At 35.1% G+C, this 25,619-nt stretch carries 28 protein-coding genes; 19 read left to right on the top strand and 9 right to left on the bottom strand.

Annotated elements, in window-relative coordinates:
- The first annotated feature begins 22 nt into the window (after nt 1-22).
- Nucleotides 23-1,225, top strand: a complete 1,203-nt coding sequence (locus ACMX9J_RS09485) for an iron-containing alcohol dehydrogenase (RefSeq protein ID WP_047750113.1) — start codon at nt 23-25, stop codon at nt 1,223-1,225.
- Nucleotides 1,226-1,304: 79 nt separating this feature from the next.
- Here ACMX9J_RS09485 and ACMX9J_RS09480 read toward each other — a convergent pair whose 3' ends face one another.
- The 3 genes from ACMX9J_RS09480 to ACMX9J_RS09470 form a co-directional block, all read right to left on the bottom strand.
- A complete protein-coding gene (locus ACMX9J_RS09480) occupies nt 1,305-1,898 on the bottom strand; it encodes a hypothetical protein (RefSeq protein ID WP_047750115.1) in 594 nt (197 codons plus the stop codon).
- A gap of 111 nt (nt 1,899-2,009) precedes the next feature.
- Nucleotides 2,010-2,243 carry a hypothetical protein gene (locus ACMX9J_RS09475; protein ID WP_047750116.1) on the bottom strand — a complete coding sequence of 78 codons (234 nt, stop codon included), beginning with the start codon at nt 2,241-2,243 and terminating at the stop codon, nt 2,010-2,012.
- Nucleotides 2,244-2,393: 150 nt separating this feature from the next.
- Entirely contained in the window at nt 2,394-2,654 is a 261-nt protein-coding gene (locus ACMX9J_RS09470; protein WP_416225730.1) for a hypothetical protein, read from the bottom strand.
- A gap of 648 nt (nt 2,655-3,302) precedes the next feature.
- Here ACMX9J_RS09470 and ACMX9J_RS09465 point away from each other — a divergent pair.
- A complete protein-coding gene (locus ACMX9J_RS09465; RefSeq protein ID WP_416225729.1) occupies nt 3,303-3,500 on the top strand; it encodes a ChaB family protein in 198 nt (65 codons plus the stop codon).
- Nucleotides 3,501-3,699: 199 nt separating this feature from the next.
- On the opposite strand, the gene ACMX9J_RS09460 is transcribed toward ACMX9J_RS09465, so the two are convergent.
- Nucleotides 3,700-3,894 carry a hypothetical protein gene (locus ACMX9J_RS09460; RefSeq protein ID WP_028414863.1) on the bottom strand — a complete coding sequence of 65 codons (195 nt, stop codon included), beginning with the start codon at nt 3,892-3,894 and terminating at the stop codon, nt 3,700-3,702.
- A 290-nt stretch (nt 3,895-4,184) separates the two neighbouring features.
- Here ACMX9J_RS09460 and ACMX9J_RS09455 point away from each other — a divergent pair, with 290 nt between their 5' ends.
- The 5 genes from ACMX9J_RS09455 to ACMX9J_RS09435 all read left to right on the top strand — a co-directional run bounded on the left by ACMX9J_RS09455 (nt 4,185) and on the right by ACMX9J_RS09435 (nt 10,001).
- On the top strand, nt 4,185-4,817 hold the full coding sequence (locus tag ACMX9J_RS09455; protein WP_416225728.1) for a TetR/AcrR family transcriptional regulator C-terminal domain-containing protein: 633 nt from the start codon (nt 4,185-4,187) through the stop codon (nt 4,815-4,817).
- 68 nt (nt 4,818-4,885) lie between these two features.
- The gene (locus tag ACMX9J_RS09450; RefSeq protein ID WP_416225727.1) at nt 4,886-6,583 is read left to right on the top strand and encodes an MFS transporter; all 1,698 of its coding nucleotides are present in this window, start codon (nt 4,886-4,888) and stop codon (nt 6,581-6,583) included.
- A 201-nt stretch (nt 6,584-6,784) separates the two neighbouring features.
- Complete coding sequence (locus ACMX9J_RS09445) at nt 6,785-7,291, top strand: DinB family protein (RefSeq protein WP_416225726.1); 507 nt, start codon at nt 6,785-6,787, stop codon at nt 7,289-7,291.
- A 702-nt stretch (nt 7,292-7,993) separates the two neighbouring features.
- On the top strand, nt 7,994-9,439 hold the full coding sequence (locus ACMX9J_RS09440; protein WP_416225725.1) for a DHA2 family efflux MFS transporter permease subunit: 1,446 nt from the start codon (nt 7,994-7,996) through the stop codon (nt 9,437-9,439).
- A 94-nt stretch (nt 9,440-9,533) separates the two neighbouring features.
- The gene (locus ACMX9J_RS09435) at nt 9,534-10,001 is read left to right on the top strand and encodes a hypothetical protein (RefSeq protein WP_416225724.1); all 468 of its coding nucleotides are present in this window, start codon (nt 9,534-9,536) and stop codon (nt 9,999-10,001) included.
- Between the two features lie 264 nt (nt 10,002-10,265).
- Here ACMX9J_RS09435 and ACMX9J_RS09430 read toward each other — a convergent pair whose 3' ends face one another.
- Nucleotides 10,266-11,564: a CitMHS family transporter gene (locus tag ACMX9J_RS09430; RefSeq protein WP_416225723.1), complete on the bottom strand. Its 1,299-nt coding sequence runs from the start codon at nt 11,562-11,564 to the stop codon at nt 10,266-10,268.
- A 723-nt stretch (nt 11,565-12,287) separates the two neighbouring features.
- Nucleotides 12,288-13,139, bottom strand: coding sequence for a MurR/RpiR family transcriptional regulator (locus ACMX9J_RS09425; RefSeq protein ID WP_416225722.1), 852 nt, complete (start codon nt 13,137-13,139; stop codon nt 12,288-12,290).
- Between the two features lie 436 nt (nt 13,140-13,575).
- On the opposite strand from ACMX9J_RS09425, the gene ACMX9J_RS09420 reads away from it, so the two are divergent.
- The 3 genes from ACMX9J_RS09420 to ACMX9J_RS09410 are packed head-to-tail and all read left to right on the top strand — an operon-like array spanning nt 13,576 to nt 15,365.
- Nucleotides 13,576-14,256 carry an RraA family protein gene (locus ACMX9J_RS09420; protein ID WP_416225721.1) on the top strand — a complete coding sequence of 227 codons (681 nt, stop codon included), beginning with the start codon at nt 13,576-13,578 and terminating at the stop codon, nt 14,254-14,256.
- 20 nt (nt 14,257-14,276) lie between these two features.
- The gene (locus ACMX9J_RS09415; RefSeq protein WP_416225720.1) at nt 14,277-15,167 is read left to right on the top strand and encodes a prephenate dehydrogenase/arogenate dehydrogenase family protein; all 891 of its coding nucleotides are present in this window, start codon (nt 14,277-14,279) and stop codon (nt 15,165-15,167) included.
- A gap of 45 nt (nt 15,168-15,212) precedes the next feature.
- Nucleotides 15,213-15,365 carry a hypothetical protein gene (locus tag ACMX9J_RS09410; protein ID WP_155404188.1) on the top strand — a complete coding sequence of 51 codons (153 nt, stop codon included), beginning with the start codon at nt 15,213-15,215 and terminating at the stop codon, nt 15,363-15,365.
- A gap of 888 nt (nt 15,366-16,253) precedes the next feature.
- Here the strand turns inward: ACMX9J_RS09410 and ACMX9J_RS09405 are convergent.
- The 3 genes from ACMX9J_RS09405 to ACMX9J_RS09395 are packed head-to-tail and all read right to left on the bottom strand — an operon-like array spanning nt 16,254 to nt 17,603.
- Nucleotides 16,254-16,664, bottom strand: coding sequence for a YvaD family protein (locus ACMX9J_RS09405; RefSeq protein ID WP_416225719.1), 411 nt, complete (start codon nt 16,662-16,664; stop codon nt 16,254-16,256).
- Between the two features lie 4 nt (nt 16,665-16,668).
- Nucleotides 16,669-17,031 (bottom strand): DMT family transporter, encoded by a 363-nt coding sequence (locus tag ACMX9J_RS09400; RefSeq protein WP_416225718.1) that lies wholly within the window; start codon nt 17,029-17,031, stop codon nt 16,669-16,671.
- Nucleotides 17,032-17,045: 14 nt separating this feature from the next.
- Entirely contained in the window at nt 17,046-17,603 is a 558-nt protein-coding gene (locus ACMX9J_RS09395; RefSeq protein ID WP_416225717.1) for a TetR family transcriptional regulator, read from the bottom strand.
- Nucleotides 17,604-17,876: 273 nt separating this feature from the next.
- Here ACMX9J_RS09395 and ACMX9J_RS09390 point away from each other — a divergent pair, with 273 nt between their 5' ends.
- The 9 genes from ACMX9J_RS09390 (at nt 17,877) to ACMX9J_RS09350 (ending at nt 25,619) form a co-directional block, all read left to right on the top strand.
- A complete protein-coding gene (locus tag ACMX9J_RS09390; RefSeq protein ID WP_028409887.1) occupies nt 17,877-18,242 on the top strand; it encodes a DUF2089 domain-containing protein in 366 nt (121 codons plus the stop codon).
- 11 nt (nt 18,243-18,253) lie between these two features.
- Complete coding sequence (locus ACMX9J_RS09385; RefSeq protein ID WP_016766321.1) at nt 18,254-18,643, top strand: SHOCT-like domain-containing protein; 390 nt, start codon at nt 18,254-18,256, stop codon at nt 18,641-18,643.
- Nucleotides 18,644-18,653: 10 nt separating this feature from the next.
- Nucleotides 18,654-18,935: a hypothetical protein gene (locus tag ACMX9J_RS09380; RefSeq protein WP_416225716.1), complete on the top strand. Its 282-nt coding sequence runs from the start codon at nt 18,654-18,656 to the stop codon at nt 18,933-18,935.
- A gap of 632 nt (nt 18,936-19,567) precedes the next feature.
- Nucleotides 19,568-21,001 (top strand): sensor histidine kinase, encoded by a 1,434-nt coding sequence (locus ACMX9J_RS09375; protein WP_028409890.1) that lies wholly within the window; start codon nt 19,568-19,570, stop codon nt 20,999-21,001.
- Nucleotides 20,994-21,566: an ANTAR domain-containing response regulator gene (locus ACMX9J_RS09370; RefSeq protein ID WP_028409891.1), complete on the top strand. Its 573-nt coding sequence runs from the start codon at nt 20,994-20,996 to the stop codon at nt 21,564-21,566. Before ACMX9J_RS09375 ends, ACMX9J_RS09370 begins: the two co-directional genes overlap by 8 nt.
- A 214-nt stretch (nt 21,567-21,780) precedes the next feature.
- On the top strand, nt 21,781-23,070 hold the full coding sequence (eutH, locus tag ACMX9J_RS09365) for an ethanolamine utilization protein EutH (protein ID WP_116740204.1): 1,290 nt from the start codon (nt 21,781-21,783) through the stop codon (nt 23,068-23,070).
- 41 nt (nt 23,071-23,111) lie between these two features.
- A complete protein-coding gene (eutS, locus tag ACMX9J_RS09360; RefSeq protein WP_013058372.1) occupies nt 23,112-23,453 on the top strand; it encodes an ethanolamine utilization microcompartment protein EutS in 342 nt (113 codons plus the stop codon).
- 24 nt (nt 23,454-23,477) lie between these two features.
- The gene (locus ACMX9J_RS09355; RefSeq protein ID WP_098334146.1) at nt 23,478-23,978 is read left to right on the top strand and encodes a EutP/PduV family microcompartment system protein; all 501 of its coding nucleotides are present in this window, start codon (nt 23,478-23,480) and stop codon (nt 23,976-23,978) included.
- Between the two features lie 195 nt (nt 23,979-24,173).
- Nucleotides 24,174-25,619, top strand: coding sequence for an ethanolamine ammonia-lyase reactivating factor EutA (locus ACMX9J_RS09350; protein ID WP_416225715.1), 1,446 nt, complete (start codon nt 24,174-24,176; stop codon nt 25,617-25,619).

Below are 25,619 nucleotides of genomic sequence, written 5' to 3'. Positions count from 1 at the left end.
TTAGACAACGGGAGGGGTATAAATGAAATCTTATAACTATTTTTGTTCTACTCAAATTGAGGTAGGAATGGGGAAAGCTAGAGAATTACCAGAAATGCTGACATCTTTAAATATTGGTTCATCAATTTTAGTCGTGAGTGACCCTGGTGTGGTTCGTGCAGGATTAGTTTCACCAATTGTAACTGCCTTGGAGGCTTCTGGTTACCGAGTGCTGGTATTTGATTCAATTGAACAAAACCCTCGAGATACGAACTGCTTGGAAGGTGCTAAGTTATTTCGTGACTTTAGTGCGGAGGCAGTTGTGGCCATTGGTGGCGGGAGTGCAATGGACACAGGAAAAGCTATTGCGCTGTGCGGCCCAAACGGCGGGGAACCATCTGACTATGCAGACGGCCGACTTCTGTATTCAAACATTGCACCAGTTATTTGTATTCCAACTACTTCAGGTACTGGCTCAGAGGTTACTCGGTCTGCTGTAATTACGGAAGCATCTACACATCGAAAGATGACGCTCAAACATAGTACATTAAGACCTGTCTTGGCGATTCTTGATGCTGAACTAACATTAAGTCTTCCTCCTTCTGTTACGGCTGCGACTGGCATTGATGCCCTCGTTCATGCGATTGAAGGTTATACGTGTAAAATAACAAATCCTATATCACAAGCGCTTGGGGCTCAAGCAATGAGAACGATTGTTTCAGCATTGCCTATCGTTTTCCGAGATGGTAAAAATGAAGCGGCTCGTCAAGATATGCTGGAAGGAAGTCTCTTAGCTGGCTTGTGTTTCGGATCTGCAGATGTTGCTTCGGTACACTGCTTAGCAGAAGCGCTTGGAGGACTTTATGATACCCCGCATGGAGTTGCTAACGCAGTGTTTTTACCATACGTATTACGTTTTAATTCTATGGAGAATAAGCAGCTGCATGCTACATTAGCAAGGTATATGAATTTTGCCAAAGATTCAGATTCAGATGAAATAGCTGTTGAAAAATTAATTTACGGGATTATAGAATTAACAGAATCATTAAACATTCCTAAACTAAAAGAGCTAGAGGGTGTAAAGAAAGAAGACTTTCCGAGCATTGTAAAGTTGGCTATGCAAAACAACTCAACGCCAAGTAACGTTCGCTTAATTACCGAGGCTGATTATATGCAAATTCTTGAACAAGCTTACTTTGACCGTGTAGATAAAAAACGGCATTCTGAAGTAGAGAGCTTGAATTAAAGAATGAAAATTAAAAACCGGCCCCAATTGTCAGACAGTGTCTAACGATTTGGGGCCAGTTTTTAAGTAGTATCTATTTTTAATAAGAAGATACATAATACCAGTTCTTATGTACTTTTTCTATCTGTTTAAAATCTCCGTCAAAATCGCTTTTTGAAGGTTTATGATCATTTGGGTCATAAACAAATCCTGAGAAATTGTCTAGCATCCCGCGGTACGTAAAGAAAAGAATTGATGTCGACTTTCCTTTTGTTTCTACTTCAATGTCGCCTCCGCCTTTAGACAATTGAGTATACTCTTTTGGCAATTGAATAAGTGATGGACTATCGGGTACGTTAGGTTTAATCACGCCATTTTCTATTTTAGCCGCAGCTTCTTCTCTCTTCTCTTGATGGATTTTAAAGTTCAAATCCAAGTTGACTTGAGTAAAGGGAAAGAAGAACCATAATATAATAGTAATGAACTGAATAACAACCGGCTGCCACTTTCTATTTTTAAAAAGGTGAATCAATGCCCATACAGTTATGATGATAAAGAAGGCATAGACAAATAACCAGACAGGCAACATTAAAAATTCCGTTATTATATCAACGAGATCCCACTGGAATAACGATACTAGAATAACTAGCAAACTACTCATTAACGATAAAAGCAACAAACGACTACGTTTCACACATTTTCCTCTTTCTGAAATTATTCTTTTTTAGTCTTAATTATATATTAAAATCCTTATAAAGACGTATGTATCATAATGTGACTTTTCGATAGAAATAAAAGCAGACCTTTAATTAAAAATCTGCTTCTTATCTTTGGCAAAAACTAAATATGTTCCCACTATAAGCATAATGCCCAAGCCAATAAAACCTAACCAATATACCCAAGGGTAACTATACGAAACTGTCACTGCTCCCGTATTGTTATTCACTGTTGTAGTTGTATAAGGAGTATAAATCATATTAATAGTTAAGTACGTTAATAAAGCTTGAGCAATAAGAAATATTCCTATTGCACGTTTCATTACCTTGCCTCCAGACTCATCGATATTTCTATGTACAGTTTAACATAGGACTAGTGGATGTTGGTTCCCATAATACGCATTAGCCCCATTAAAAAAGGATCTTTCGTTAGAAGATCCTTTTATCTGCTTATTTATTTACTTAAAGTGTTTTTAGAAATGAAAGATAAAGGCCGATACAACCAAGTAAGCTGATGAGAATAAACTCAACAGAAAAACAAAAGATGCAAAAAGTAAAACCTTTGACTTTTTATTGATTGTTGTACCGTTTTTGAATAAGGTAGAGAACCCTAATAACAAACCTCCTAAAATCGATACTAACCCAAAAAATTGGTGAACCGTACTTGCTGTCCACATCCCTACCACAAGGACTATTAAAGCAAAAAATGGATTAAAAATCATATTTACAGCCATATGAATCTATCCCTTTCCAATAAGCTTTTTTATCTTTTACAACTCAAATAACTCCTCTGGATTATTTCACAATAAAAACGATCCGAAAGTAAATTGCTAATGTTAAATAAATCGGTGGATTAGCTTTACCCAGCCCAAGTAGGAGAGTCCTAAAATAAAAGCCCAAAGAAATGCTACACGAATATTTCTAGGTATAGAAATCCATAACTTTAACATGTTCCAAAGTAAGTGATCTTTATTCGATTTTTTCATAGTTCGTCGATCCTTTCTTAACTAAGGCGTTCTAAACCATTCTTGCTTACGTAATAGACTAAGTTTAAGTTTTTTTTAGCAGCCATTGTTTCCTTGGGAGGGAAAAACGGTAGTGTTCCTCCAATTAAATCTTCTATCAACAAAATCACCCTTTATACAGTTAAAGGTAATTATATCATTAGTTACCATTCGAGAAGCTATTTTTAAAAATTAAAGTTTATATACATTCTTTCGTTGGATTTCTTTTTACACTACATCATCCTATATATAATTTATTAAAAATTGTCTTACTATAATTAGCTTAAGAGGCATTCATTTTCATTATTTATTAAATGTTTATACTCATTAAGAACAGGTAAATCAGTAGTAAAAGACGTTTTCAAGGAGGAATACTATATGCCCTACAATTCATTAAAAGAACTGCCTGATGGAGTAAAAGAGAACCTTCCTCATCATGCTCAGGAAATTTATAAAGAAGCATTTAACTCAGCGAGTGACGAATACAAAGAAGAAGCTACGGCGCATAAAGTTGCGTGGAATGCGGTAAAAACAAAGTACAAAAAGGATAGTAATGACAACTGGGTGAAAAAATAGCTAGAAAAGAGCTGAAGATCCGAACGATAAACCGTTCGGATCTTTTTTATTATGAGGGTGAATGTAGGTGCTTGTAGCCGTTAATTGGATAGCGAGGCCAAGACTCCTGCGGGCTCACTTGCCGCCTGCGAAAAGCGAAGCCTTGCATGGAAATTAACAGCGGTGTAACAAGCAATTTATACCCTGTTTATATCATTACTTATTCTTTTTCAGCTACGGTAAAGTATTGAACGCTGCTTTTAACGAGTACCAAGTCATTTGCTAAGTCCAATACTTTACTTTTATCTTCAAATCTATATTGTATGTAGTTCTTTGCACGAATAAGTGATTTAGTTTCAACTATATGACTGATTTCACCATTGATCAAATGAAACGTTACTTCAAACTTTTTCATAAGAAAACACCTCCATAATATCAATTTTTACTATTCCTTCATTTCTAATACCATTTCTTTTGAACGTTTTTAAAAAAGATTTCACTCTTGAGTTCACGCAATCCATCTCTAATAATGGAATGTTTTAACCCTACCCAATTTTTGATATTGACAGATTGGCAATACTTTGTGAGACTTAATATACATAATGTTCATTAGTTTACATTATGTATAGAATATATGCTGATGATACAGGATAGTTTAAATAGTCCATCGTATGTCTTAATAAAAGTGATACAAGGAGATCAACTATGTCTAAAAAAACAAAAGTAGATCCTAGGATAAAAAGAACAAATAAATACTTAAGAGACGCTTTAGTCGAACTTCTTAAAGAGAAAGATGTCGCGTCCATTACGATTCAAGAAATTACGGAAAAAGCGGAATTAACGCGAGGAACATTTTATTTACGCTATCAAGATAAGCAAGACTTTCTTGTTCAAATCATGAATGAAGTTTTAGAAGAACTAATAGAGCAGGTAAAGCCTAAACAAAATAACGAGGCTTCCTCAGAAGTAGAAGAAAAAGATGAGTCTGTTTCTTTTTTAAAGCTTTTTGAATTCATCTACGAACACGCTGATTATTTTAAAGTCATGCTAAGTGACCGAGGATTGCCTCAATTCAGAAGTTATATGACGGAAATCGTAAAGAAAAGAGTGTACGGAGAGCTAATCTCTTCGATTGGAGAAGCAGAGGATGGACTGGATATTCCTAAAGATATCCTGATTAGCTATATCACATCAGCTCATATAGGTGTCATTTGTTCTTGGTTAGAAAGCGATATGAAATTTAGCCCTGCATTTATGGCTGATAAATTAACCCGTTTAACCCTTCTAGGGCCAATTCGAGTGGCAGGTTTAGAAAATAAAATAAAGCTTCCTTACTGAAGCTTTATTTTTTAGTTTGTTGAAATAAAGATATTTTACAATCATGAAAGGCAGAAAGGAATTGTAGTATGAAAATAGAAAAACACTGGGGGATTTCCTTACTGGCAGTTTTAGCTATTGGTCCTGGTTTAATGTTAAACACGTCATTAAATTCTATACGTGAAATTCTCCAACAAACGTTTCACAATCAATCTTATATTTCAATAACACCGGTTTTAATAGGGGTTATAAGCTTTGCATTTTGTATTCCGTTTGGACCTATCCTGCGACACAAGTTAGGGGAGAGAAGGAATTATGTTCTTTCGATGTGTTTGTTTCTTATAGGAGCTATCGTAAGTATTGCTTCTAACAGCTTTTTAGGAATGGGAATTGGTCGTTTTTTACAAGGGACAGGAACGGGTTTAGCACTTATGATGATGATTCCAATGCTGGTTCTTTCTTTTCCGATTCAGAAACGGAACTTGGCATTATTGATTCTTATTGGCGGGTTTTATGGATCTAGCGTTGTGGGTATTTTTCTCGGAATGTTAGTGAACAGCTACGGACACTGGAGATGGTTATTTTATATAGCGGCCGTACTTTCCTTACTGGGAATAGGTTTTAGCTACAAATTTTTAACAAATGATCACGCCAAGCAGCAGAACAAACATCATGAACCATTTGACATCATCGGTGTAGCGTTAATGTTTATGGTTACTGCATTTATTACGTTTACATTAATTAATCTCCAAAAATCAGGATGGGCATCTACTTATGTATGGATAGGCATAGTAGGAAGCATCATTTTTTTATGTTTTTTATTTATAGCAGAATGGCATATTAAAAATCCTTTAATTCCCTTTCGATTAGTGGCTTCTCGAAAACCAGCTCTCGCTATCTTAATCGCTGTTATAGGAAATATTAGTATGAGTCTCACTCTTTTATCTCTACAAGGATTGCTTAAAAGTGGATCTGGTTTTGATAAAGGAGAGATGTCACTGATCTATATCGGGCTTTTTGCGGGGATAGTAATTGCGGCCATATTAAGTGCCGTATTATATGATAAAGTCGGGCCGGGCGTATTAGGTATTATAGGAGCCGTCATTATTATGGGAGTAAACATACAGTGGATGTATGTGGACGGTCATGCTTCAGCTTTTCTCTTTGTTAGTAACTTCGCTGCTTTAATCGCAGGAGTAGGATTCACAGTCGCTGCAGGTCTTATGGGTGCTGCTTTAGGCGGACCACTACCAAGTTTAGTCCCTCGAATGGTCACGGTTCAATTTATAAGAGTTACAGTATCTGCAGTCATTCCTGTAATCAGCAGTATTGTTTTTGCAAAGGTGTATAAAGATAACCTTGCGACGGTAAGTGCAGAGAGCCAGGTTGCTAGTAAAGAAAATTTTACTCAGTCTCTACATGTAAAATCTGAAATCATTACGTATCATACCTTTTCTACGTTTTCGTGTGTATTGAGCATTGTGGTATTCATTCTCTCGTTTTTGATGTTTCTAACAGGTAAAGGACACAAGCTGGCTCATAAGCCGCATGATAAAGAAAAAAATAAAGAAAAACTGAGTACCGAAGAGGTTCACAGTAAAAAAGCTACTCCCGTTTTTGAGCGTTCGCCTAAAGAGATTGTTTCGAATCAAGTCATTGGTGACAGCGAGTATAGAGAAGCTTTGAAAAAGTTTGGCCAGCCTAAACCTTCTCCTGATAAAATGCTGCATATGAGAGATCAAGAATATAGAAAAGCTCTTAAAAGGATGAAGGATATAGGACAATAAGTTAAACTTAAGAAATTTGAATGAAGAAGAGAAAGAGCAAACTCACGTGCAAGGGAGTTTGCTCTTTTCATTTCTACATGTACGCTTTACAGGTATGTTTTATGTAAATTAATAACTAATACAAAAAATACAGTGCAAATATAGATGGAAATATGTATAATTATTTATAAAATAGAATAAAAATCCAAAAGGAGAACCTAGATGAATTCCTTCATAAAAGAAAGTATTGAATCCCTTGATACACAATTGAATATAATTCAAACTTGTATTAGTAGACTAGAAGATGATGACATTTGGAAAAAGTTCCGTCAAGAAACGAATAGTATTGGAAACTTGTGTTTACATCTTGCCGGCAGCGAATATGCATTTATCGCCAGCATAATTGGTGGTAAGCCTTTTATTAGACAGCGATCTAAAGAGTTTACTGACAACAGAGTAATGAACGCTGATCAGCTGATAGAAAATTTAATCCTTACACGACAACAAAGTAAAGAAGTTATCGGGAATTTTGATTTTAACGATTTAGAAAAATCCATACAAATGCCCTCTACAACAAGTACCTTAATTCCAGAACCAAGTAAAATACAGCCTTGCTTAAGTGTTATCTTATATGCCGTTGAACATTATGCCTATCATACGGGACAAATCGTTTATATGACGAAGCTGCTTCAAACGGAAAATGAACATATCTTAAAATGGAGACACTGAATTCAATCATTCTGTTCAGAACTATTAGTTATTCAAATGAATTTTCAGCTAGGATATTCTTCTGTTTAGGAGAATATCTTTTTAGTTGGCTCTGTTTGTGATTGTTGTTGAAGATTGACTTTTAGGAACATATGTTCTATATTGGATTTAAATATAAAAAATTAATGATAGAAGCTCAACTTCTATTACATTCAAAAATCACTATATATGTCAGTCCCAACAAAATAACAGAAACAAATTATAATTGTCGCGAGTGAACTGAGTTAGGTATATAGATATCATTATTTAGTATATTTTAGATAGAAACAGTGCTTATAGCTGTGTTACAATATTCCTGGATACAAAGTGGAAATTCATTTTTCCTTTGTGCAGGGGAATGGTATAAATATGTGCCTTTCCTCTTTTCATTTTTTAGTTCTATCTTGCTTATTGAAAAAGCATATACATAAATGGGAAACAGTTTACATACGTAATTTAGAAATGAAATGGAGAGAGAGGTATCTGTGGAAAGAAACGAATTTAGAAGACAAAAAGCAATCCGGTCAAAAGAGAAGAGAAGGAAAAAGCTTAATCAGCACAATGTCTTAAACTTATTACTAATCTTTATATCGGTATGTATCGTTTGTCTGCTAATCAACTTATCATTGAGATAGAAAAAAATTCACCAAAAAGAGTACGTAAAAGAGAGGAAGACAATTTAATATGAGTAATCAACAAACAGCAACCGAAAGCTCTAACATCAAAGCGCTGCCGATTATTACGTCGTTTCTTATTGCCGGGTTTATCGGTTTATTTAGTGAAACAGCGCTAAATATGGCGTTAAAAGAGCTAATTTCAGGCTTTGGTATTCACGAAACAACGGCACAATGGCTAACAACAGGGTATCTATTAACGTTAGGAATTCTGGTACCTATTTCAGGTTTTATTCTTCAACGGTTTACGACGAGACAGCTTTTTATAGCATCGCTAATCTGCTCGATTATCGGAACATTTATTGCCGCTATCGCACCAACGTTTGGGGTGCTCATGATTGCCCGTGTCGTGCAAGCTGTGGGAACGGCCTTACTTTTACCGCTTATGTTTAACACAATTCTTGTTATTATTCCGCCGCATAAGCGTGGAAAGTCAATGGGAATCATCGGCCTCGTTATTATGTTTGCGCCAGCTGTTGGACCAACTGTATCAGGCTTAATCTTAAAAACATTAACGTGGCACTGGATTTTTTGGATTTCACTTCCGTTATTAGTGGTTGCCTTGGTGTTTGGAGCTTTCTTTATGCAGAACGTTACGACACCAACAAAGCCAAAAATCGATATGATTTCCGTTGTTCTTTCAACGATAGGTTTTGGAGGAATTGTATTTGGATTTAGCAGCGCTGGAGAAGGCGGGGGCTGGGGAAGTCTACAGGTTATTCTAACTCTTGTCATTGGAACGATCGCGTTAGTTGCATTCTCTATTCGTCAAACGAAGATGAAAGAGCCAATGTTAGACCTTAAAGCCTTTAAGTATCCAATGTTTACAATTGGTCTTTTATTAATTCTAGTCTGCATGATGGTACTGCTGTCTGCGATGATGATTTTACCTCTGTACTTACAAACATCATTAGCTTTATCAACCTTTGCCGCTGGTCTAATGCTTCTTCCTGGAGGAGTGATTAACGGAATTCTTTCACCGGTTATGGGCGGATTATTTGACCGTTTTGGTCCCAAATGGTTAGTTATCCCTGGTCTTGTGATTGTAGCCGGCACCATGTATGGTTTTTCAACCGTAACGCTGGAAACGTCAACAGGGTTTATCGTTGCTCTGCACATTGCGCTTATGATAGCCATTTCGATGATTATGATGCCAGCTCAAACAAACGGATTAAACCAGCTTCCACCTGAGCTGTACCCGCATGGGACAGCGATTATGAACACTTTACAGCAGGTTTCAGGCGCAATTGGAACAGCTGTTGGAATTTCCATTCTTTCATCGGGTTCAAGAAGCTTCCTTGAGACGGTATCAAATAAAATGGATCCACTAAATCAAATTCTTGCCTTTACCAACGGTGTTCAACACGCGTTTGTCTTTGCGATCATTGTTTCCATTGTTGGATTGGTTATCTCGTTCTTTATCAAGAGAGTCAATGTTGAACAAAAAGCACATTAATAAAAAACACAGACCATTGGATGGTCTGTGTTTTTTTTGTAATAGGCGGACACTATAAGAAGACTAGATAAAGTACGTTGAGGTGAGTTCACTTATGATATCAAGAAAACACTTAGGATTTAACCTATCTATAATAGCGATTCCGTGGTTGTCGTTGTTGTTTATAGGAAAACGCAGCATAAGACGTTATTCGTTAGCAGGGATTTTTATTATTATCTTTGAAATTATTAATCATTTGTATGGGCATAAGAGGAAGTGGTGGAAATTTTATGATAAAAAAGATTCGTTTATAAAAGATGAACTTCCTTTTAGCATTGGGCCTTATATGCCTCTTTCAATGTGGCTGCTTAAATATTCATATGGAAACTTTAAGAAGTTTTTATTGCTGAATGTTATAGCTGATGGAATCTTTGCTTTTTACTTTATTGATGTTCTTAAAAGGTTGAAAATTGTAAGTTTAAACCGAATAAATCATTTTCAATTTTTTATCTACCTTCACTACAAGGCATATTTGTTATATGGAGTGCAGTATTTATTTGAAAAGGTGAAAAAATGGAGTTGATTTAAAACCTTAAGTGGGATTACGTAGGCACTATTTTTTAATTTGGCGGATATAGACATCCCCTTATTATTCAAGCAATTGAACATGAATTTGATGTCTAAACTGTTGAGATCAAATTGACAAACGGAGATACTGTATCAGTCATGATTGATTAGTGATTTGCTTATGTTATATTTCAATCTTTAATGTAATTTAAAGTTAAATATATAGAAGAGAGCTGTTTTGAAGAATCAGCTCTCTCTTTTGTATGTTCCCATAAATCATTCATATAGATAGTATTCCGAATAATACAGCCACAATCGTCATAACTAACGCTGTTCCAATGGCATACTTGGCAGCAAAGCGAATATGGTCACCTATATCAATGCCAAGGAGTCCTACTAAGACATAAATAGAACCTTGAAGTGGACTTAATAGATGCAAGGGTTGCCCTAGTAAAGAAGCTTGACCAATTTCTAGTGGAGGGATGCCAAAGTGAGCAGCCGTTTCAGACATAATAGGAATAATCCCGAAATAGAAGGGGGCATTTGCCATAAAAAATGTGAATGGCATACTTATAAGGGCAACAATTAATGTTAATTTTGGGCCAAGAGCATCAGGAATAACGGCTATTAAAGTATCCGCCATAGCTTTAACAATACCTGTTCCATCTATAATTCCAGTAAATATACCTGCAGCAAATATCATGGAAACCACCGTTAATATATTCCCTGCGTGAGCATGCAAGCGTTCCTTTTGATCTTGTAAATTTGGGTAATTAACAATCATCACGATAGCAAATCCAATCATAAACAAAGCTGGTAATGGTAAGAACCCTAGAACTAAAGCAATAAGAAGTAAAAGTGTTAAAGCTAAGTTAAACCAAAATAATTTTGGACGCTTTATTGATGCATCCATTCCTACATCAAGAGCTGCAGCAATTTCATTATTAAATTCTGTATCTATATTGATAACTCCAAGTCTTTTACGCTCGCGTCGTCCAAGAAAATATGAAACCACCAAAATCCATATCATTCCTGCGATCATAGAAGGAATAAGGGGTATAAGTAAACTAGTTACATCTGCTTTTACTGCCGCCGCAGCTTGTACAGCAGGTCCCCCCCATGGAGTCATGTTCATGATACCCATTGCTAATGCAGGAATACAGGCTAGAATAAGTTTATTCATACCTAACCGATTGTATAGGGGTAGAAATGCCGTTACTACAATTAGATATGTAATGGTACCGTCACCATCTAAAGCAACTATTAAAGATAGTACTGCAGTACCCATTACAATTTTCAGAGGGTCACCGCCTACCATTTTTAGAATTTTCGCTACTAGGGGATCAAATAATCCTGTATCAATTAACACCCCGAAATAGAGAATGGCAAAGATAATCATAATTGCTGTCGGAGCAATGGTTTCAAGACCCTTCATCATCATTGGTCCTAAATCAGTGAAGCCGCCCAATAAAGCAAAAACAATAGGAACCACTGTTAATGCACTGAAGGCAGACAAACGCTTACTCATGATTAAATACATAAATACTACAATCATCGAAAAACCTAAAAATGTTAACATATTATACCCCCTCTAGAACTTTCTTTCATTTTCCCTCTTGTTTATCTTTAATGTCATACTTTTTAAATTCTCATGAAACTATCTAACTATCATTCTTTATTATAAAGCTACTTTGCACAATCATTCATTAGTAGAAAACAATTGGCTTTTTTTACATATTATTGGTTTAAAACCTGGTATCAGAACGAATGTAAGGGTTTACAAAAAAACTAGCGTGAATTCCCCCCTTAAGCCCACTGTATATATAGAATCATTAATAGATTATTTTCTATTCTCGTGTTTCTTTAACTAATCACTCCTTTACTAAAATCTTTTGTTGATGATTGCTTAGAACCAAAGGTACTGCTCTCATCATTTTCGTGTTAACAAGCAAAATACAAGTGTTAGGATTAATAAACTTATAGTCACTTTGTAATATCTTAGTAGGGGAGCAGTCAGATATCTCCGGATGATATCTAAAAATGATTTTACAGAACTAACTATATTCATTATTACAACCCATCTTTTGAAGTAATAATTATTACTTTTTATTTAATTGTTGTAATAATTGTGACTATTTAAAAGTATACTATCATGGCTTCTAATGAAAAGTAAATGTTTTTTTATAGAAATGAAAAGTGAAAGGGAAGTATTAGACTTAACTGAAAAAAAAAATGGTAAAAACATAAAATATCGAATTATTTTATACATTCGATATTTCATGCTTTTACCACATTCGTAAATTTAATCAGTGTAATGATAATTAATTTTTGTAAGGATTGAAGTGATTTTATCGAGACGATCCTTTGTCTTTTCTGGATAATTTATAGCTATCGCACTTACAAGATAATCGGCCACAAGTAGCGACGCTATAGGTGAATTATGAAAAGCGATACTACTCGAGCTACAAGTCAGTACTAAATCTGAGTACTTAACTAAAGGAGAAGAATAACTGTCGGTAATTGAAATGACCTTGGCATGGTTACTTTTGGCAGCTGTTACAAACTCAACAGTTCTTCTAGCGTACCTTGGAAAGGAGGTTGCAATAACTAAATCTTTAGAAGTTAAAGTAATTCCTTTATCCACCCAATCACTTAAGTCAGAGACAATTAGCTCACAGTTTCCGAGTAGTCGATTAAGCCCAAAAGATAGATGCTGTGCCACGGGTAAACCACTTCTAACGCTTGTACAAAATATTCGGTCTGCAGAGACAATCATTTCTAACGCTTTATTTAGGCTCTCTGTAGAAATCATTTCTACTGTTGATTGAATGTTATTGAATTGACTTTCTGCACATCGCATCCACAAATCACTCTCATCTAAGCCCTTCAAATTTGTTTCTAATCTGATTTGAGGAGCAGCATTGTTACGTAAAAGCTCCTGAAGTCCTTTTTGAAACTCTGCATATCCAGAATAGCCTAGACTAAAAGCTAATCTCATTATCGTGGTCGTACTAGTTTTTACTGTCAAAGCCAATTGATCAACCGTTAAAAAAGCTACATCGACAGGATTTTTAAGGATATAGTCTGCTACTCTCCGTTGAGTTTCTGTTAGTTGTGAGATATTATCTTTTAATTTTAATATTGGATTTTCCATACCTTCGCTCCAATTAAACAGATTATATTGTAAATTTTATTTTTTTAAGCATATAAAAAGTATTTATCACAATACTTACTTGAATTTTAGCATGTTTACTTTTTTATGTAAAAATGTTTCTTCTAAGCAATAAAGCTTAGGATATGTTTTTCCTGTGCTTTATTTACAAAAATAGATTTACTTTATTAGGCACCGGTGATAAGATACATTTAAGATTATAGTAATAAATATTACTTAAATAAAAAATGTAGTAATTTTTATTACTTTATTTATTTTTTACGATGTTTTTCTATCTTTTTCAAAAATGCAGCAAATAAACTGTAGATATTCTGCGAATAGGGGGGCAATATCTAATTTTATTAATTTAATTTTGTAAGCGTTATCCTGAGTAGAGCATTGATTAGAATATATTAAAATCGAAGAGGAGTGTATATCAGTGAGTAATTTAGCACCAGTATTATCTGAAGACATTATTAAGAGAGCAAACCTTCTTAATACAACTCTTATATCCGATGCAATGGGGTGTACAGGCTCAATGGATTATAAAATTAAGCCTGTATCTATAGGAATGAAGGTAGTTGGAACCGCTCTAACTGTAAGTTTAAGACCTGGAGATAACTTATTTCTTCATCAGGCAATCTATGATGGTACAGAAGGATATGTACTAGTTGTAGATGGAAAGGGGCATACGGCAAATGCTTACCTTGGAGAATTAATGGCAGCTGCAGCTAAAGCTATTGGACTTGAGGGGATTATTATAGATGGGGCAGTTCGGGACAAAGAGACCCTTAGTCAATCAGGATTTCCTATTTTCTCAAAAGGATTTATTCCGAATGGTCCTCTTAAAGATGGTCCAGGTGAGTTACATAAACCTATTTCTTGTGGAGGCGTAGCTGTTATTCCAGGAGATCTAATTATAGGTGATGATGACGGAGTTGTTGTAGTTCCAAAAGAAAAGATTGAAGAGGTTCTTTTTAAAGCGGAAAAAAAACTAGAGTATGAGAAAACACGTTTAGAAACGATCCAAGCATTTGAAAGAGCGCGTCTGCAAGGTGAATCTGGAGGGAACATTCAGCCTTCATGGTTAAGAGAACAAATGAAAGTATATGGATTATAAACAGAAGGGAGAGCTTTAAAATGAAATTAGGTTTTATTGGATTTGGAGAGGCGGCCTTTGAGTTGTCAGTGGGTCTAAAAGGTGAAGGGTTAGAAACCATTTTTGCTCATGATGTTATGATAGACCATCCTACATTTGGTCCACAAATTAAAGAACGGGCTGATCAAGCTCAAGTAGAGCTTCTTTGTAGACCTCAAGAAGTTTTAAAACAAGTAGATATAGTAATGGTAGCAGTACCCGCAGATAAAGCACTTGAAGTTAGTGAGATGCTAAAACCATTTATAAAGAAAGGTTGTATCTATGTAGATGTATCAGCTTCCACTCCCATCGTAAAACAAAAAATTGATATAAATATACAAGAGAAGAATGCATTCTTTGTGGATGCCGCAATGCTAGGTCCCCTGCCAGTTTATAAACATAAGGTTCCTATTTCAGCAAGTGGTAATGGTGTAGATCGACTGATTTCTTTAATGACTCCGTACAGTATGGACATAACTAAAGTAAGTGAAAAACCTGGTGATGCCTCTGCTGTAAAGCTAATTCGCAGCATTTATATGAAAGGTGTAGTTGCTCTTTATCTAGAGTTATTAGAAGCTTCTCATGAATTTAATGTAGAACAATTAGTCTTAGATTCTATTAGTGAAACTTTAGATAGTAAGAGCTTTAGAGAAACAATGAACCGATTGGTAACTGGAACCTCTATACATGCATTAAGAAGATCAATTGAGTTAGACGGCTCTATTCAAATGCTAGAGGCCTCTAATTTAAATTCTGTTATGTCTAGAGCGGCAAAAAGTAAGTTAGAAACATTGGCTTCATTTAATTTAAAAGAAAAGTTTAAAGGACAAAAGCCAGATCATTGGTTGGATGTTATCAAAGCATGTAAAGAAGATGCTGCTGTAAACAATTAAATAAACTAATCTATTATATCAATAGTAAGAGACGGGGAGATTTACTTGGGAACATGGAATTTTCAAAGCGGTTCTATTCGGTTAGAAAAGGGGTTTATTCCAAATAAGTCTACAAGTATAGCAGCTATTCATAAGAATTCCAGAGATATTCATTTATCAGAATCAAATTTAATTGTAACAGCCCTAGGAGATTTTTGATGTGGGTGGTTACTGTAATCAATGCTTATTCAAGAGAACATAATATTATCATGTTTGAATTTAACACAGAAAGGGAGGCAAGAGAAACTTTCGTGAAATTACAAAACCATAAAATTTTTTCTGAAATTATCTGTTGCTATAATCCAGCTTCTACTCTAGCTGTTAACTGAGTTCTTTTAGGTTTAGGAAATCTGCTTAAAAAAGATAGTAAAGAAGGCCAAGCGAAATGAGTGAACACGCAAATATAGCAATTCTCCAGAGCTTGACAATAAAAGAGATGTAAACGTTATGTTTAAAAATAAGGTAGTGTTGGTAGCCAATGGCGTCCTAGGAATTAGAAAGGCTGCTTCCCATGATCAAACTTGTGGAAATTAAAAAATACCTCATATGACACTTATATAAAAGAAAATTGCAGGTAAGGAATTATAAAAGAGGTTACAGGAAGAACTGTAACCTCAATTCAAACAACTAGAATTATATGTGTGTGAATTCTTGTATAAGTGGTTTTGCATTTCTCCCTAAAATATAAAAGCTACGTTAGAAATCCTCTTTTATTAAGTAGCACCTCAGTTGATCTTATTTCTTTCTTTTGAATCCAAAACTCGCGATATAGGCTATTACTAACGAAATAACCGCAGCAACACTAATTTTTATGTAAGAAATCCCCAAAGCCCAAGGACCATATTTATGGGAGTTCAAATGGTACATAGACCACCATTCTCCACCTTGGCCTTTAGAAAAAGAGAAGATGATCCATAGAAGAAGCAAGAACAGAAACCACATAAAAAAGATGATGATATTAGCGATTTTCTTATTTATTTGTTACCCCTCCTCAAGAGGTTTTAATAATTCTTTAGTTATTGCTTTAAACTGATTTTAAAACGTTCATTAAATGAAAAGTTTACTTTTTTGATCCTCATTGCCTTTTATAAGTAATTTTATAAAGAATAGAGGGTAAATCATCAAGTACAAATTAAAAGCCCACCATGTGAAATCGAAATCTTTAATAAATGCCCAATACGCAATGGCTTGTAGCCCTGAGCAAAATGTTAACACTAGAGAAATTAAAGCGTATCCTTTCCATGATTCTCTATGCAGCTTGTATAAATATAGGCTAAATAAGCCAGTGAATGAAATAAGAATATCTAGAGGGAAGAACGACCAGTTCCAAGCCATGACTATAGGGTTATCATAATCTTTGAAGGCTGCACTTTTGGGTATCCATTCAAAGTAAGTAACAATCCAATAAACAATAAATCCTATATCTGTGACAAGAAAAAAAGGTTTTAAATATTTCATCTTTTTACCTCATGTGTTCTTCCAAAGTTGATTTACTAGTATTAGCTTCTTTTTCCCCGGTCATATTTAATGTCACTACCCCTATAATGATTAGAGCTATAGCAACAATTTTTAGCAGGCTTACACTTTCATTAAAGTACATAAATCCAATTAGCGTAATAATTATAATCCCCATCCCTGACCAAATAGCGTAAGCGATTGAAACCTCTAAACTTTTTAAAGTTAACGTTAAAAAGTACAAACTACAAATATAAAAAAGTATAAGTAGCACACTTGGTATAGCTTTAGTAAAACCGTCTGATAATTTCATGGACGTTGTACCAGCTACTTCAAAAAGAATAGCTAAACATAGATAGAGCCAATGCAAATCTTTTCGCCACCTTATTTTTTTATAGAAATGCCATTCAAAAGAATATCAATAACAGATTTTAATATTTCACTCATTGTTAAGTTAGTTTTTAGCGAAAAGTTTGGCTGATAAATTTGGTTGATTGCGCCTAGGTATAGCTCTACAAACAGTTGTAAATTAATTTCACGTATAACTCTGGTTTCTATGCCTTCTTCCATAAGTTTTACCACTAGATTCCACTCTTGCTTTAGAAAGTCATCTATCTTAACCCATTGATTATAGTGAAGCCGTTTTAAATCTACTAATAGGCGAATGTCCATTGTACTAAACTCTTCAGGAACACATATAAGAACTTGAGTAATCTTTTCAAGCAAACTTAGACTTTCATCATGGAAGATTTCTTCTTCTTTGTTCTTGATCTGTAGGATGAGATTTTCAATTATCGAGTCAATGATGTCGTCTTTGGAGCTGAAATGTTGGTACATGGTTCGTTTGCTCGTTCCTAAATTCTTAGCCAAATCGCTAATAGTAAAAGACAAACCTTTTTGCTGAATTAAAAAAATGGCTTCTTGTGTAATCCTTTCTTTCATAAAAAACCTCCATTTGGTACCAAAAATAATTTTATAGTACCAAATGTATTTTACAACATATTTTTCCAAAAATAAACATTTTTATCTTGTGTTTACTTTTTTAGGTGTGAAGAATCTGGGCTCTTATTGTTTTGGTTTTAGAACGATTTATCAATATTTTTAAAATTAAAGTTAATATATTTAATTTTTAATATAAAATTATTTAATTTTATTGTTTTTTAATATTAAATAATTGTTGTATAATCAAATTAACTAAAAGAAGGAGATTTGATTATGGCTTATAAAGTACTTACAAATTGTCCTGTCTGCAGTGAAACGTTAAAAATTACAAAGCTGCAGTGCAGCCATTGTCACACGACGATTGAAAATGAGTTTGAATTATCTAAGCTGGCATCTTTATCGAGTGATCAGCTTCATTTTGTAGAAGTGTTTTTAACGTGCAGAGGAAATATCAAAGAAGTTGAGAAAGAACTGGGCGTCTCGTACCCAACCGTCCGAGGCAAGCTGACTGACATCATTTCATCTCTTGGATATGTAGAAAAGAAGAAAAACGAAGTAGACGAGAAAAAAGTTGTGTCTATGTTAGAAAATGGTGAAATTACAGCAGAAGAAGCCATCAAGCTCTTAAAAGAAGAATAGGGGGATTGTCTATGAAAGAGGAAATTACAAAAGTGTTAACAATGGTTCAAGAAGGAAAAATTGATGCAGAAAAGGGATCAGAACTGATTCAAGTGTTAAAAGAAAAAGAAGAAACAGGCAATAAGCTTTTGAAGAAACCGAATGCGTATTTAGATAAAACGTTAAAAATTCGAGTTGTTTCAACTGAAAATGATAATGTGAAGGTTAATTTGCCAATAAAGCTTGTCAAGCTGGTATTAATGGCTGGACACAGCATCGCAGCAAGTATTCCTCAATCAGAAAAATATGTAAAAGATATAGACATAAACCTGATTGTTGAAGCAATTGAAAACGAGTTAGATGGCCAGATTGTTGATATTAAATCGGCGAACGGAGATACCGTTTCAGTCATCATTGAGTAGCGGCTTGCTTATGATTCATGTAAAAGTGAAAACCAAAGAAGCTCGGTTTAGTATCCCAATTCCATATGCTCTTTTAAATGTTGCTATTAGCGTTGCTTTTTCGAAATTTATCCAGAAGCATGTAGATAAATGGACAAAAGAACATTTTAAAAGAAAAGAGCTGAACTTTACTTTTCCGCTAATAGATAAAAGCGTGTTAAAGCCTATCGTCAAGGAACTAAAGAAACATAAGGGAATGGTGCTAGTAGATGTTAAAGCTACTGACGGTACGGAGGTAAGAGTTAGACTATGATTTAGTATAAAATACAAGATGCTTTACAGAACTAAATTGAAAATCGCTTCATACGTCTAAGTTCATCTCAAGTAGTCTATATAAATGCAAAAAGGCTAAAAAAAGAGACAATACAGCGTGCTATCGTGCTGTAGGATCTCTTTTTTTCTGCTTCTTTCCTTTTTTTGTTTAATCTATACCCCGAGTATGTGCTCCCAAATATGGCAACAAACATAGCAATCCACATTCCTATCTACACCGAAATTGTATTAAAGCTCTCTTTTGTTACATGATTTTATTAGGTATTTCTTTTTATCAAACGGTACCATAGTAGATCTTATCTTTTTTTAAAATCCAAAACTCGTTACATAAGCTATTACTAACAAAATAACAGAATACTATTTTTATGAGAAAAAGCTCTAAAGCAAGGGGACCATATGTGTGCACATTCACCTGGTAGATAGTTCACCATGGTCTACTTTCATCTTTAGAAAAAGAGGTGACAAGTCATAGAAGAAATAAGGTTTCCTTCGTAAAGTAAATATTTTCACATCAAAATGGGTCATTGACAAAGAAAGTTCAGAAAAATATAATACTTATTATATTCTAATATTTTAATGCTTAAATGTTTAAAAGCAGCTAGGAGTTTACATATGACTCATACATTATCCTTAAATTCTTTATGCAGGCTTCATACAAATCTAGCAGAAGTAGATATTCAAAAAATTGATGAAGTTGCTAAAAACTTGCCGCTTATTGCTGATTTAAACCGAGCAAATGTGTTTATTGATTGTTTAACAAAAGAAGGGCAGCATGCGGTCGTAGTGGCAGAAGCAGCACCAGAAACTGCACCGTCAGTTTACGAACGTCCAGTCGCAGGGAAATTTGTGTACGAAGCGTTTGAACCAGCAGTATTTTACACGCTGAAAAATGGAAAACCTATGTCTTTAAATCGTGCTTTAACACAAGAAGGAAAAACGGTAGAACAAAGTGTAGTTCCTATTAAAGGATTTAATAATCGTGTAATCGCTACATTGATTATGGAGAAAGATATGAGTGAAGTGGTTGAACGTCAAGAAAAAATGAAAACGTTATCAAATACTAATGACACGTTAAGCGAAATTTTAATGGAGATGACAGAAAATGCTTCGCTTATTCCAGAGTTTATTGGAGAGGCCCTTTTCTTTATTGATCCTAATTTAAACATTCTATATTTTAATTCAGCTGCTTTCAATTTGGTTTCTGAAGTCTGTTCCTCAGAATGTAAGGTAGGGAATCAAATCATCGAATATTTCCCTTGTTTAGAAGAGTTATTTTATCATCCAGAAAAGTTGTTTATGCAAGAAGTGACTATTTTGAATAAGGTATTTCAAGTCAAAAAAGTTAGTTTAAAACAAGAAAGCCCAACGAATGGTGCTTTTATTACATTTCGAGATATGACTGAACTTAGAGAGCGAGAAAGAGAACTTGTTGTTAAATCAGTCATGATTCAAGAAATTCATCATCGTGTCAAAAATAATTTACAGACTATTGCGAGTTTATTAAGGCTTCAGATGAGAAGGGGACTTCCTGAAGAAAGCAAGGCTCATTTTATTGAGAGTCTTAACCGGATTTTAAGTATCGCTTCTGTGTATGAGATTATTCTTTCTAACTCTAGCGTAGACAATGTAGATATTCTTAGTTTGATTGAGAAAATTGGTAATATGCTAGTGTATAGCGCTACTGATGAAAATAAAAATATTTCAATTGAATATTCGGGCACTCAGCTTTTTGCAAAGTCGGATAAAGCTGTTTCCATAGCGTTAATTATTAATGAGCTTATTCAAAACTGTATGAAACATGCGTTTAAGGGGCGAGAAGAAGGTAACATTCACGTTTCTTTTCAACAGAATAACCATGAAATAGAGGTTGCAATTGAAGATAATGGTATTGGGTACTCAAGAGAAGCCAAGCCATCTTTAGGATTAGATATAGTTACCATGATGGTCACTCACGATTTATCTGGTCAATTTTCGATTGAGAGAACTGCAAATGGCACCATGGCATCAGCTAGGTTCCCATTAGAAAGAGGCGGACACCGTGACTAAACGAATTATGATTGTCGAAGATGAGTCAATTGTACGACTAGATTTATCAATGATGCTCTCTGATAATGGTTATGAAATAGTAGGAGAAGCTGGAGATGGAGAAAAAGCGGTTGAATTAGCTTTTGCACTAAAGCCAGATTTAATTATTATGGATATAAAAATGCCTAAGTTAAATGGACTAAAAGCAAGTGAAATTATTTCAAATAAATATAATATTCCTATTCTGCTGTTGACAGCATACAGTCAGAAGGAGTTTATTGATAAAGCGAAAAAAGCGAATATAGTAGGCTATTTAGTGAAACCAATCTCTGAATCCAATTTAATTCCAGCAGTTGAAATTGCTTTACAACAAGCAGAAAATGCAAAAATGTATGAGCAAAAAGTTCAGGAAATGAATAACGAACTTAAAAAACGAAAAATTGTTGAAAAAGCAAAAGGAATTCTAATGGATAAATATAATTTAACAGAAGATCGTGCTTTCAAAAAAATGCGAACGATTAGCATGAAAAAGCAGGTTACACTAGAGAAATTAGCAAAACACATCATTGAGAAATATGGAACTTAACCTCACTGTACAAGTAAATAGTTTGAGCAAAGGTGCTTAGTGGTTTTAAGTGATAAAAAACCACCTGGCACCTTTTTGTCTTTTTTAAGGGAACAATTTTAATCTTTCTCTAGCAGCAAAGCTCTTAACAGGTTACTTCATATGCTTTAAATAGATAGAAATAGTTAAACTATTATCTGTTTAAATAAAAATCATCATATAGGGGGAATTGGGTGTGGTTATCATTGGGAAAATCGTGATTTATATTATCATGACTTGTGCAGTGTGTGGGGCTATTGCTGCGATTAGAAATAGTGATGAAGGATTAGGAAAGCAATTCATGGAAGGATTACATTCTATCGGGTACATTTTTATACCAGCGGCTGGTATTATGGCTGCAACTCCATATCTTTCTTGGTTTATTAGTACGGTATGCGGTCCTTTTTTCTCAGCTATTGGGGCAGACCCTGCTATTGCTGCAACCTCTATCTTAGCAACGGATATGGGAGGATATCAATTAGCACACGTATTAAAAGAGTCGTATGAAGGATGGGTTATGGCCATGATAGTAGGATTTATGGCCGGAGCAACCATTGTATTTTCGATTCCAGTAGGACTTGCCATGCTTGATAAACGTGACCATAAATATATGGCGCTCGGCGTTATGTCAGGTGTGTTAACTATTCCTATCGGTGCTTTTATTTCAAGTGTTTTGATTATGGTAACCAATTCTGATGTGCGTAAAATTATTTCCACTACCAGTGATTCAACATACGAATTTACGCTAAGTTATTTAAAAATTATTTTGAATTTATCTCCACTTTTATTATTTGTTGTGCTATTAGCGGTAGGACTATATTTCTTGCCAGATTTAATGATTAAAGGATTTATGTGGTTTGGGCGTATTATGGATGCCGGAATTAAGCTAGTTCTTGTTTTCTCCATTGTTGAAATTTTTACGGGCCTATTCTCTCATTTATTTGGAAGCTGGGGATTTCATCCGATCATGGCTGATAAAGCGGATCAATTCCGTGCGCTAGAAACAGCAGGTTATATTGGAATCATGCTTGCTGGTGCATTTCCAATGGTTTATTTGCTTCAAAAATATGCAGGAAAGCCGCTTGAAGCTGTAGGGAAAAAACTCGGATTAAGTAAAGAAGGAAGTGCAGGTATTTTAGCTACGATTGCTAATATTTTAGCGATGTTTAAGCTCATTCGCAGCATGCCTCCAAAAGACAAAGTTATTAATATTTCGTTTGCAGTTTGCTCGGCATTTTTATTAGGAGATCATTTATCTTTTACAGCCAATTTTCAGCCGACATTAATTCTTCCAGTTATTATCGGGAAGTTCTCAGCAGGTTTAATAGGCATTGGTTTAGCATATTGGCTATCTGTTCCAAAAGCCTTAGAGCTAGAAAAGAAGGATCGCGAAGCAGGCATTATTGGAAAAGACGAGTACTTAAGTTCAGCAGCTGAAGAAAATGAAGAGGTAGAAGAAAAAAGCAGTAAGACACAAGTGATGTAAGCATTGTATAGAATTTGTGCGATAAGGGAGAGGTAATTTTTATGAGTGAAGAAAAAAAACGTTTTATCCAAGAGTTTGTTCCTGGAAAACAAATTACATTGAGCCATTTAATTGCAAATCCAGATCCGGATATGTTCGAAAAATTAGGTATACAGCAAGAAGGAGCTCTAGGCATTCTAACATTGACTCCCAGTGAGACGGTTATCATTGCAGGTGATTTGGCTACAAAAGCTGCACATGTTCAATTAGGTTTTTTAGATCGTTTTACAGGAAGTCTTGTTATTGTGGGGAGCGTTTCAGAAGTAGATATGGCCATGAGAGAAATCAATCGTTTTCTCTCCGAAACATTAGGTTACACACCTTCAATTATCACAAAATCCTAATTGTATAGTAGGGAGGGGAGACTTATGCATGAAAAAAATAGAGCCATGCTCATTGGCTCAATTGGTGCCGGTAAATCGACATTAACAAATGCTCTGCTTGGAAAGCCGGTCGAGGCAGTTAAAACACAAGCTTTAATCTATTATGATTGGATCGTTGATACACCTGGAGAATATGTTGAAAATCCTTTTTTTTATAAAAATATTATGGCAACCGCTCTTGAAGTTACACATGTGTTATATTTGCACGACGCCACAAAGAAAAAGACAGTCTTTCCACCCAATTTTAGTACAGGTATTAATAAGTTAGCTATTGGGGTCATTACAAAAAGTGATGCAGAAGATGCTGATGTGAGCTTAGCTATCAAAAAAGCAAGACAAGTAGTTGTAAATGGTCCTATTGTTGTCACTTCTTCCTTTAATAAAGAAGGGCTTGAGGAGATTCGAGCTTTGGTACAGTGTCAGTCTTTACAAGAGATGAAAGAGTGTAGTGATAATTGGAAATCGAAAACTATTATTTTTAAATGAAAACCTTTACATTTTGTAAGAAATCAGTTATATTCTAAATATACAAAAAAATTACGGGCAAAGGCGCCTTATACAGCTATCTTTTAGGAGATAGTTCGTATGAGGTGCCTTTTTTATTTGACTAAAACACGACTAATTAGCAATCAGTAATGACTAAAACCTTTTGCTGATTGAAGGTTGACGAGGTGGAGGGATATGAAGCGATACGAACCGCTAAAAGAGGAGATTATCAGTGCAGGAATTGATATAGGAACAAGCACAACCAAAATTGTGTTAAGCCAATTTTCTCTGATGAATATGGCAGGAGGAACACACTTGCCGCGTATTGAGATTATTGATAAAGAAATTATTCATCGCAGCCCGATTTATCGAACACCACTTCTCACATCAACAACAATCGATATTGAAGCAATAGAGAAGCTTGTTAGAAATGAGTATGATAAAGCAAACGTTGGTTCTGAAGATATTAAAACAGGTGCCGTGATTATTACAGGTGAGACAGCAACTAAGCAAAATGCGGAGGAAATGATTCACCATCTATCAAATCATGCCGGTGAGTTTTTAGTAGCAACTGCAGGTCCTGATCTAGAGGGGATTATTGCAGCAAAAGGATCAGGAGCTTACCAATACTCCAAAAAAACGAGCAAAACGATTGCCAATATAGATATTGGCGGGGGAACAGCTAATGTAGCAGTTTATCGAATGGGAAGGCTGTGTGGAACCTGCACGCTGCACATAGGAGGCAGGCTGATCGAGTTTTCGGAAGATAAAATCAGCAGTATTTCGCCACCCGTTAGAAACCTATTAAGAGAGTGGAATAGTACTCTTGCAACAGGCGATGTAATGGTGGAAGAAGAGATAAAGAATATAACAAATTATATGGCCGATGTGATTAGTCGAATGCTAACACGTACCATGACAGCAGAGGACAAGGTACTACTTTTAGGGCATGAACCGAATTGGAAAGAAGAAATTGATGTCATTATGTTTTCTGGTGGAATTAGTGAGTGTCTCTATCAATATGAGTCTAAAGGTGTTGAACAAGCTCCTTACCACGACATAGGAGTAATGCTTGCAGACTCTTTAAAAGATAGTCAGAGTTTGAAGGGATGGTCATGGATTCACCCTGATGAAACCGTTCGCGCAACCGTTCTTGGTGCCGGTACACAAACAACTGAAATCAGTGGAGCCACGATTCAGGTAGAAAGTAAAGATTTACCTGTGCGAAATATACCTGTTTATCAAATTTCGTTTAAGGATGGGTTTCAAAAAAGTGTTCATCACTTAAAGGACGCCGTAAAAGATGCAATTGAGATACATGATCCTCAGCAGGAAGGGCAAAACTTTGCTTTGTACTTATCTGGACTTCCATACGTAGGATTTCGAGATATTCAACAATTGGCAAAAGGTCTGCTAGAAGCAGTGAAACAAAAAAGCAAAAGAGATCAGCCGTTGATCATTGTTCTTGAAAGCGATCATGCCAAGGTATTAGGCCAAACGCTGGTTGCCCAAGATTCGTCGCAAAGCATTATTTGTATTGATCAAATTAAGGTGGAACACGGTGACTACTTAGATATTGGTCAGCTGCTACAAACAAGCGTGGTACCGGTAGTAGTCAAAACCCTTACGTTCCATTCATAA

Origin of the sequence: Priestia sp. RMT2NF4 (assembly GCF_047872835.1) — a bacterium.
GTDB lineage: Bacteria > Bacillota > Bacilli > Bacillales > Bacillaceae_H > Priestia > Priestia zanthoxyli.
Note: the sequence above shows the minus strand (reverse complement) of the source record. Positions and strands in the feature narration are given on the sequence as shown.

Bases quoted from the DNA above. Each gene is read 5' to 3' on its own strand.
- ACMX9J_RS09485 (WP_047750113.1), top strand. From the start codon at position 23: ATGAAATCTTATAACTATTTTTGTTCTACTCAAATTGAGGTAGGAATG.
- ACMX9J_RS09475 (WP_047750116.1), bottom strand. From the start codon at position 2,243: ATGAAACGTGCAATAGGAATATTTCTTATTGCTCAAGCTTTATTAACG.
- ACMX9J_RS09470 (WP_416225730.1), bottom strand. From the start codon at position 2,654: ATGGCTGTAAATATGATTTTTAATCCATTTTTTGCTTTAATAGTCCTT.
- ACMX9J_RS09465 (WP_416225729.1), top strand. From the start codon at position 3,303: ATGCCCTACAATTCATTAAAAGAACTGCCTGATGGAGTAAAAGAGAAC.
- ACMX9J_RS09460 (WP_028414863.1), bottom strand. From the start codon at position 3,894: ATGAAAAAGTTTGAAGTAACGTTTCATTTGATCAATGGTGAAATCAGT.
- ACMX9J_RS09455 (WP_416225728.1), top strand. From the start codon at position 4,185: ATGTCTAAAAAAACAAAAGTAGATCCTAGGATAAAAAGAACAAATAAA.
- ACMX9J_RS09450 (WP_416225727.1), top strand. From the start codon at position 4,886: ATGAAAATAGAAAAACACTGGGGGATTTCCTTACTGGCAGTTTTAGCT.
- ACMX9J_RS09445 (WP_416225726.1), top strand. From the start codon at position 6,785: ATGAATTCCTTCATAAAAGAAAGTATTGAATCCCTTGATACACAATTG.
- ACMX9J_RS09440 (WP_416225725.1), top strand. From the start codon at position 7,994: ATGAGTAATCAACAAACAGCAACCGAAAGCTCTAACATCAAAGCGCTG.
- ACMX9J_RS09435 (WP_416225724.1), top strand. From the start codon at position 9,534: ATGATATCAAGAAAACACTTAGGATTTAACCTATCTATAATAGCGATT.
- ACMX9J_RS09430 (WP_416225723.1), bottom strand. From the start codon at position 11,564: ATGTTAACATTTTTAGGTTTTTCGATGATTGTAGTATTTATGTATTTA.
- ACMX9J_RS09425 (WP_416225722.1), bottom strand. From the start codon at position 13,139: ATGGAAAATCCAATATTAAAATTAAAAGATAATATCTCACAACTAACA.
- ACMX9J_RS09415 (WP_416225720.1), top strand. From the start codon at position 14,277: ATGAAATTAGGTTTTATTGGATTTGGAGAGGCGGCCTTTGAGTTGTCA.
- ACMX9J_RS09405 (WP_416225719.1), bottom strand. From the start codon at position 16,664: ATGAAATATTTAAAACCTTTTTTTCTTGTCACAGATATAGGATTTATT.
- ACMX9J_RS09395 (WP_416225717.1), bottom strand. From the start codon at position 17,603: ATGAAAGAAAGGATTACACAAGAAGCCATTTTTTTAATTCAGCAAAAA.
- ACMX9J_RS09390 (WP_028409887.1), top strand. From the start codon at position 17,877: ATGGCTTATAAAGTACTTACAAATTGTCCTGTCTGCAGTGAAACGTTA.
- ACMX9J_RS09385 (WP_016766321.1), top strand. From the start codon at position 18,254: ATGAAAGAGGAAATTACAAAAGTGTTAACAATGGTTCAAGAAGGAAAA.
- ACMX9J_RS09380 (WP_416225716.1), top strand. From the start codon at position 18,654: ATGATTCATGTAAAAGTGAAAACCAAAGAAGCTCGGTTTAGTATCCCA.
- ACMX9J_RS09375 (WP_028409890.1), top strand. From the start codon at position 19,568: ATGACTCATACATTATCCTTAAATTCTTTATGCAGGCTTCATACAAAT.
- eutS (WP_013058372.1), top strand. From the start codon at position 23,112: ATGAGTGAAGAAAAAAAACGTTTTATCCAAGAGTTTGTTCCTGGAAAA.
- ACMX9J_RS09355 (WP_098334146.1), top strand. From the start codon at position 23,478: ATGCATGAAAAAAATAGAGCCATGCTCATTGGCTCAATTGGTGCCGGT.
- ACMX9J_RS09350 (WP_416225715.1), top strand. From the start codon at position 24,174: ATGAAGCGATACGAACCGCTAAAAGAGGAGATTATCAGTGCAGGAATT.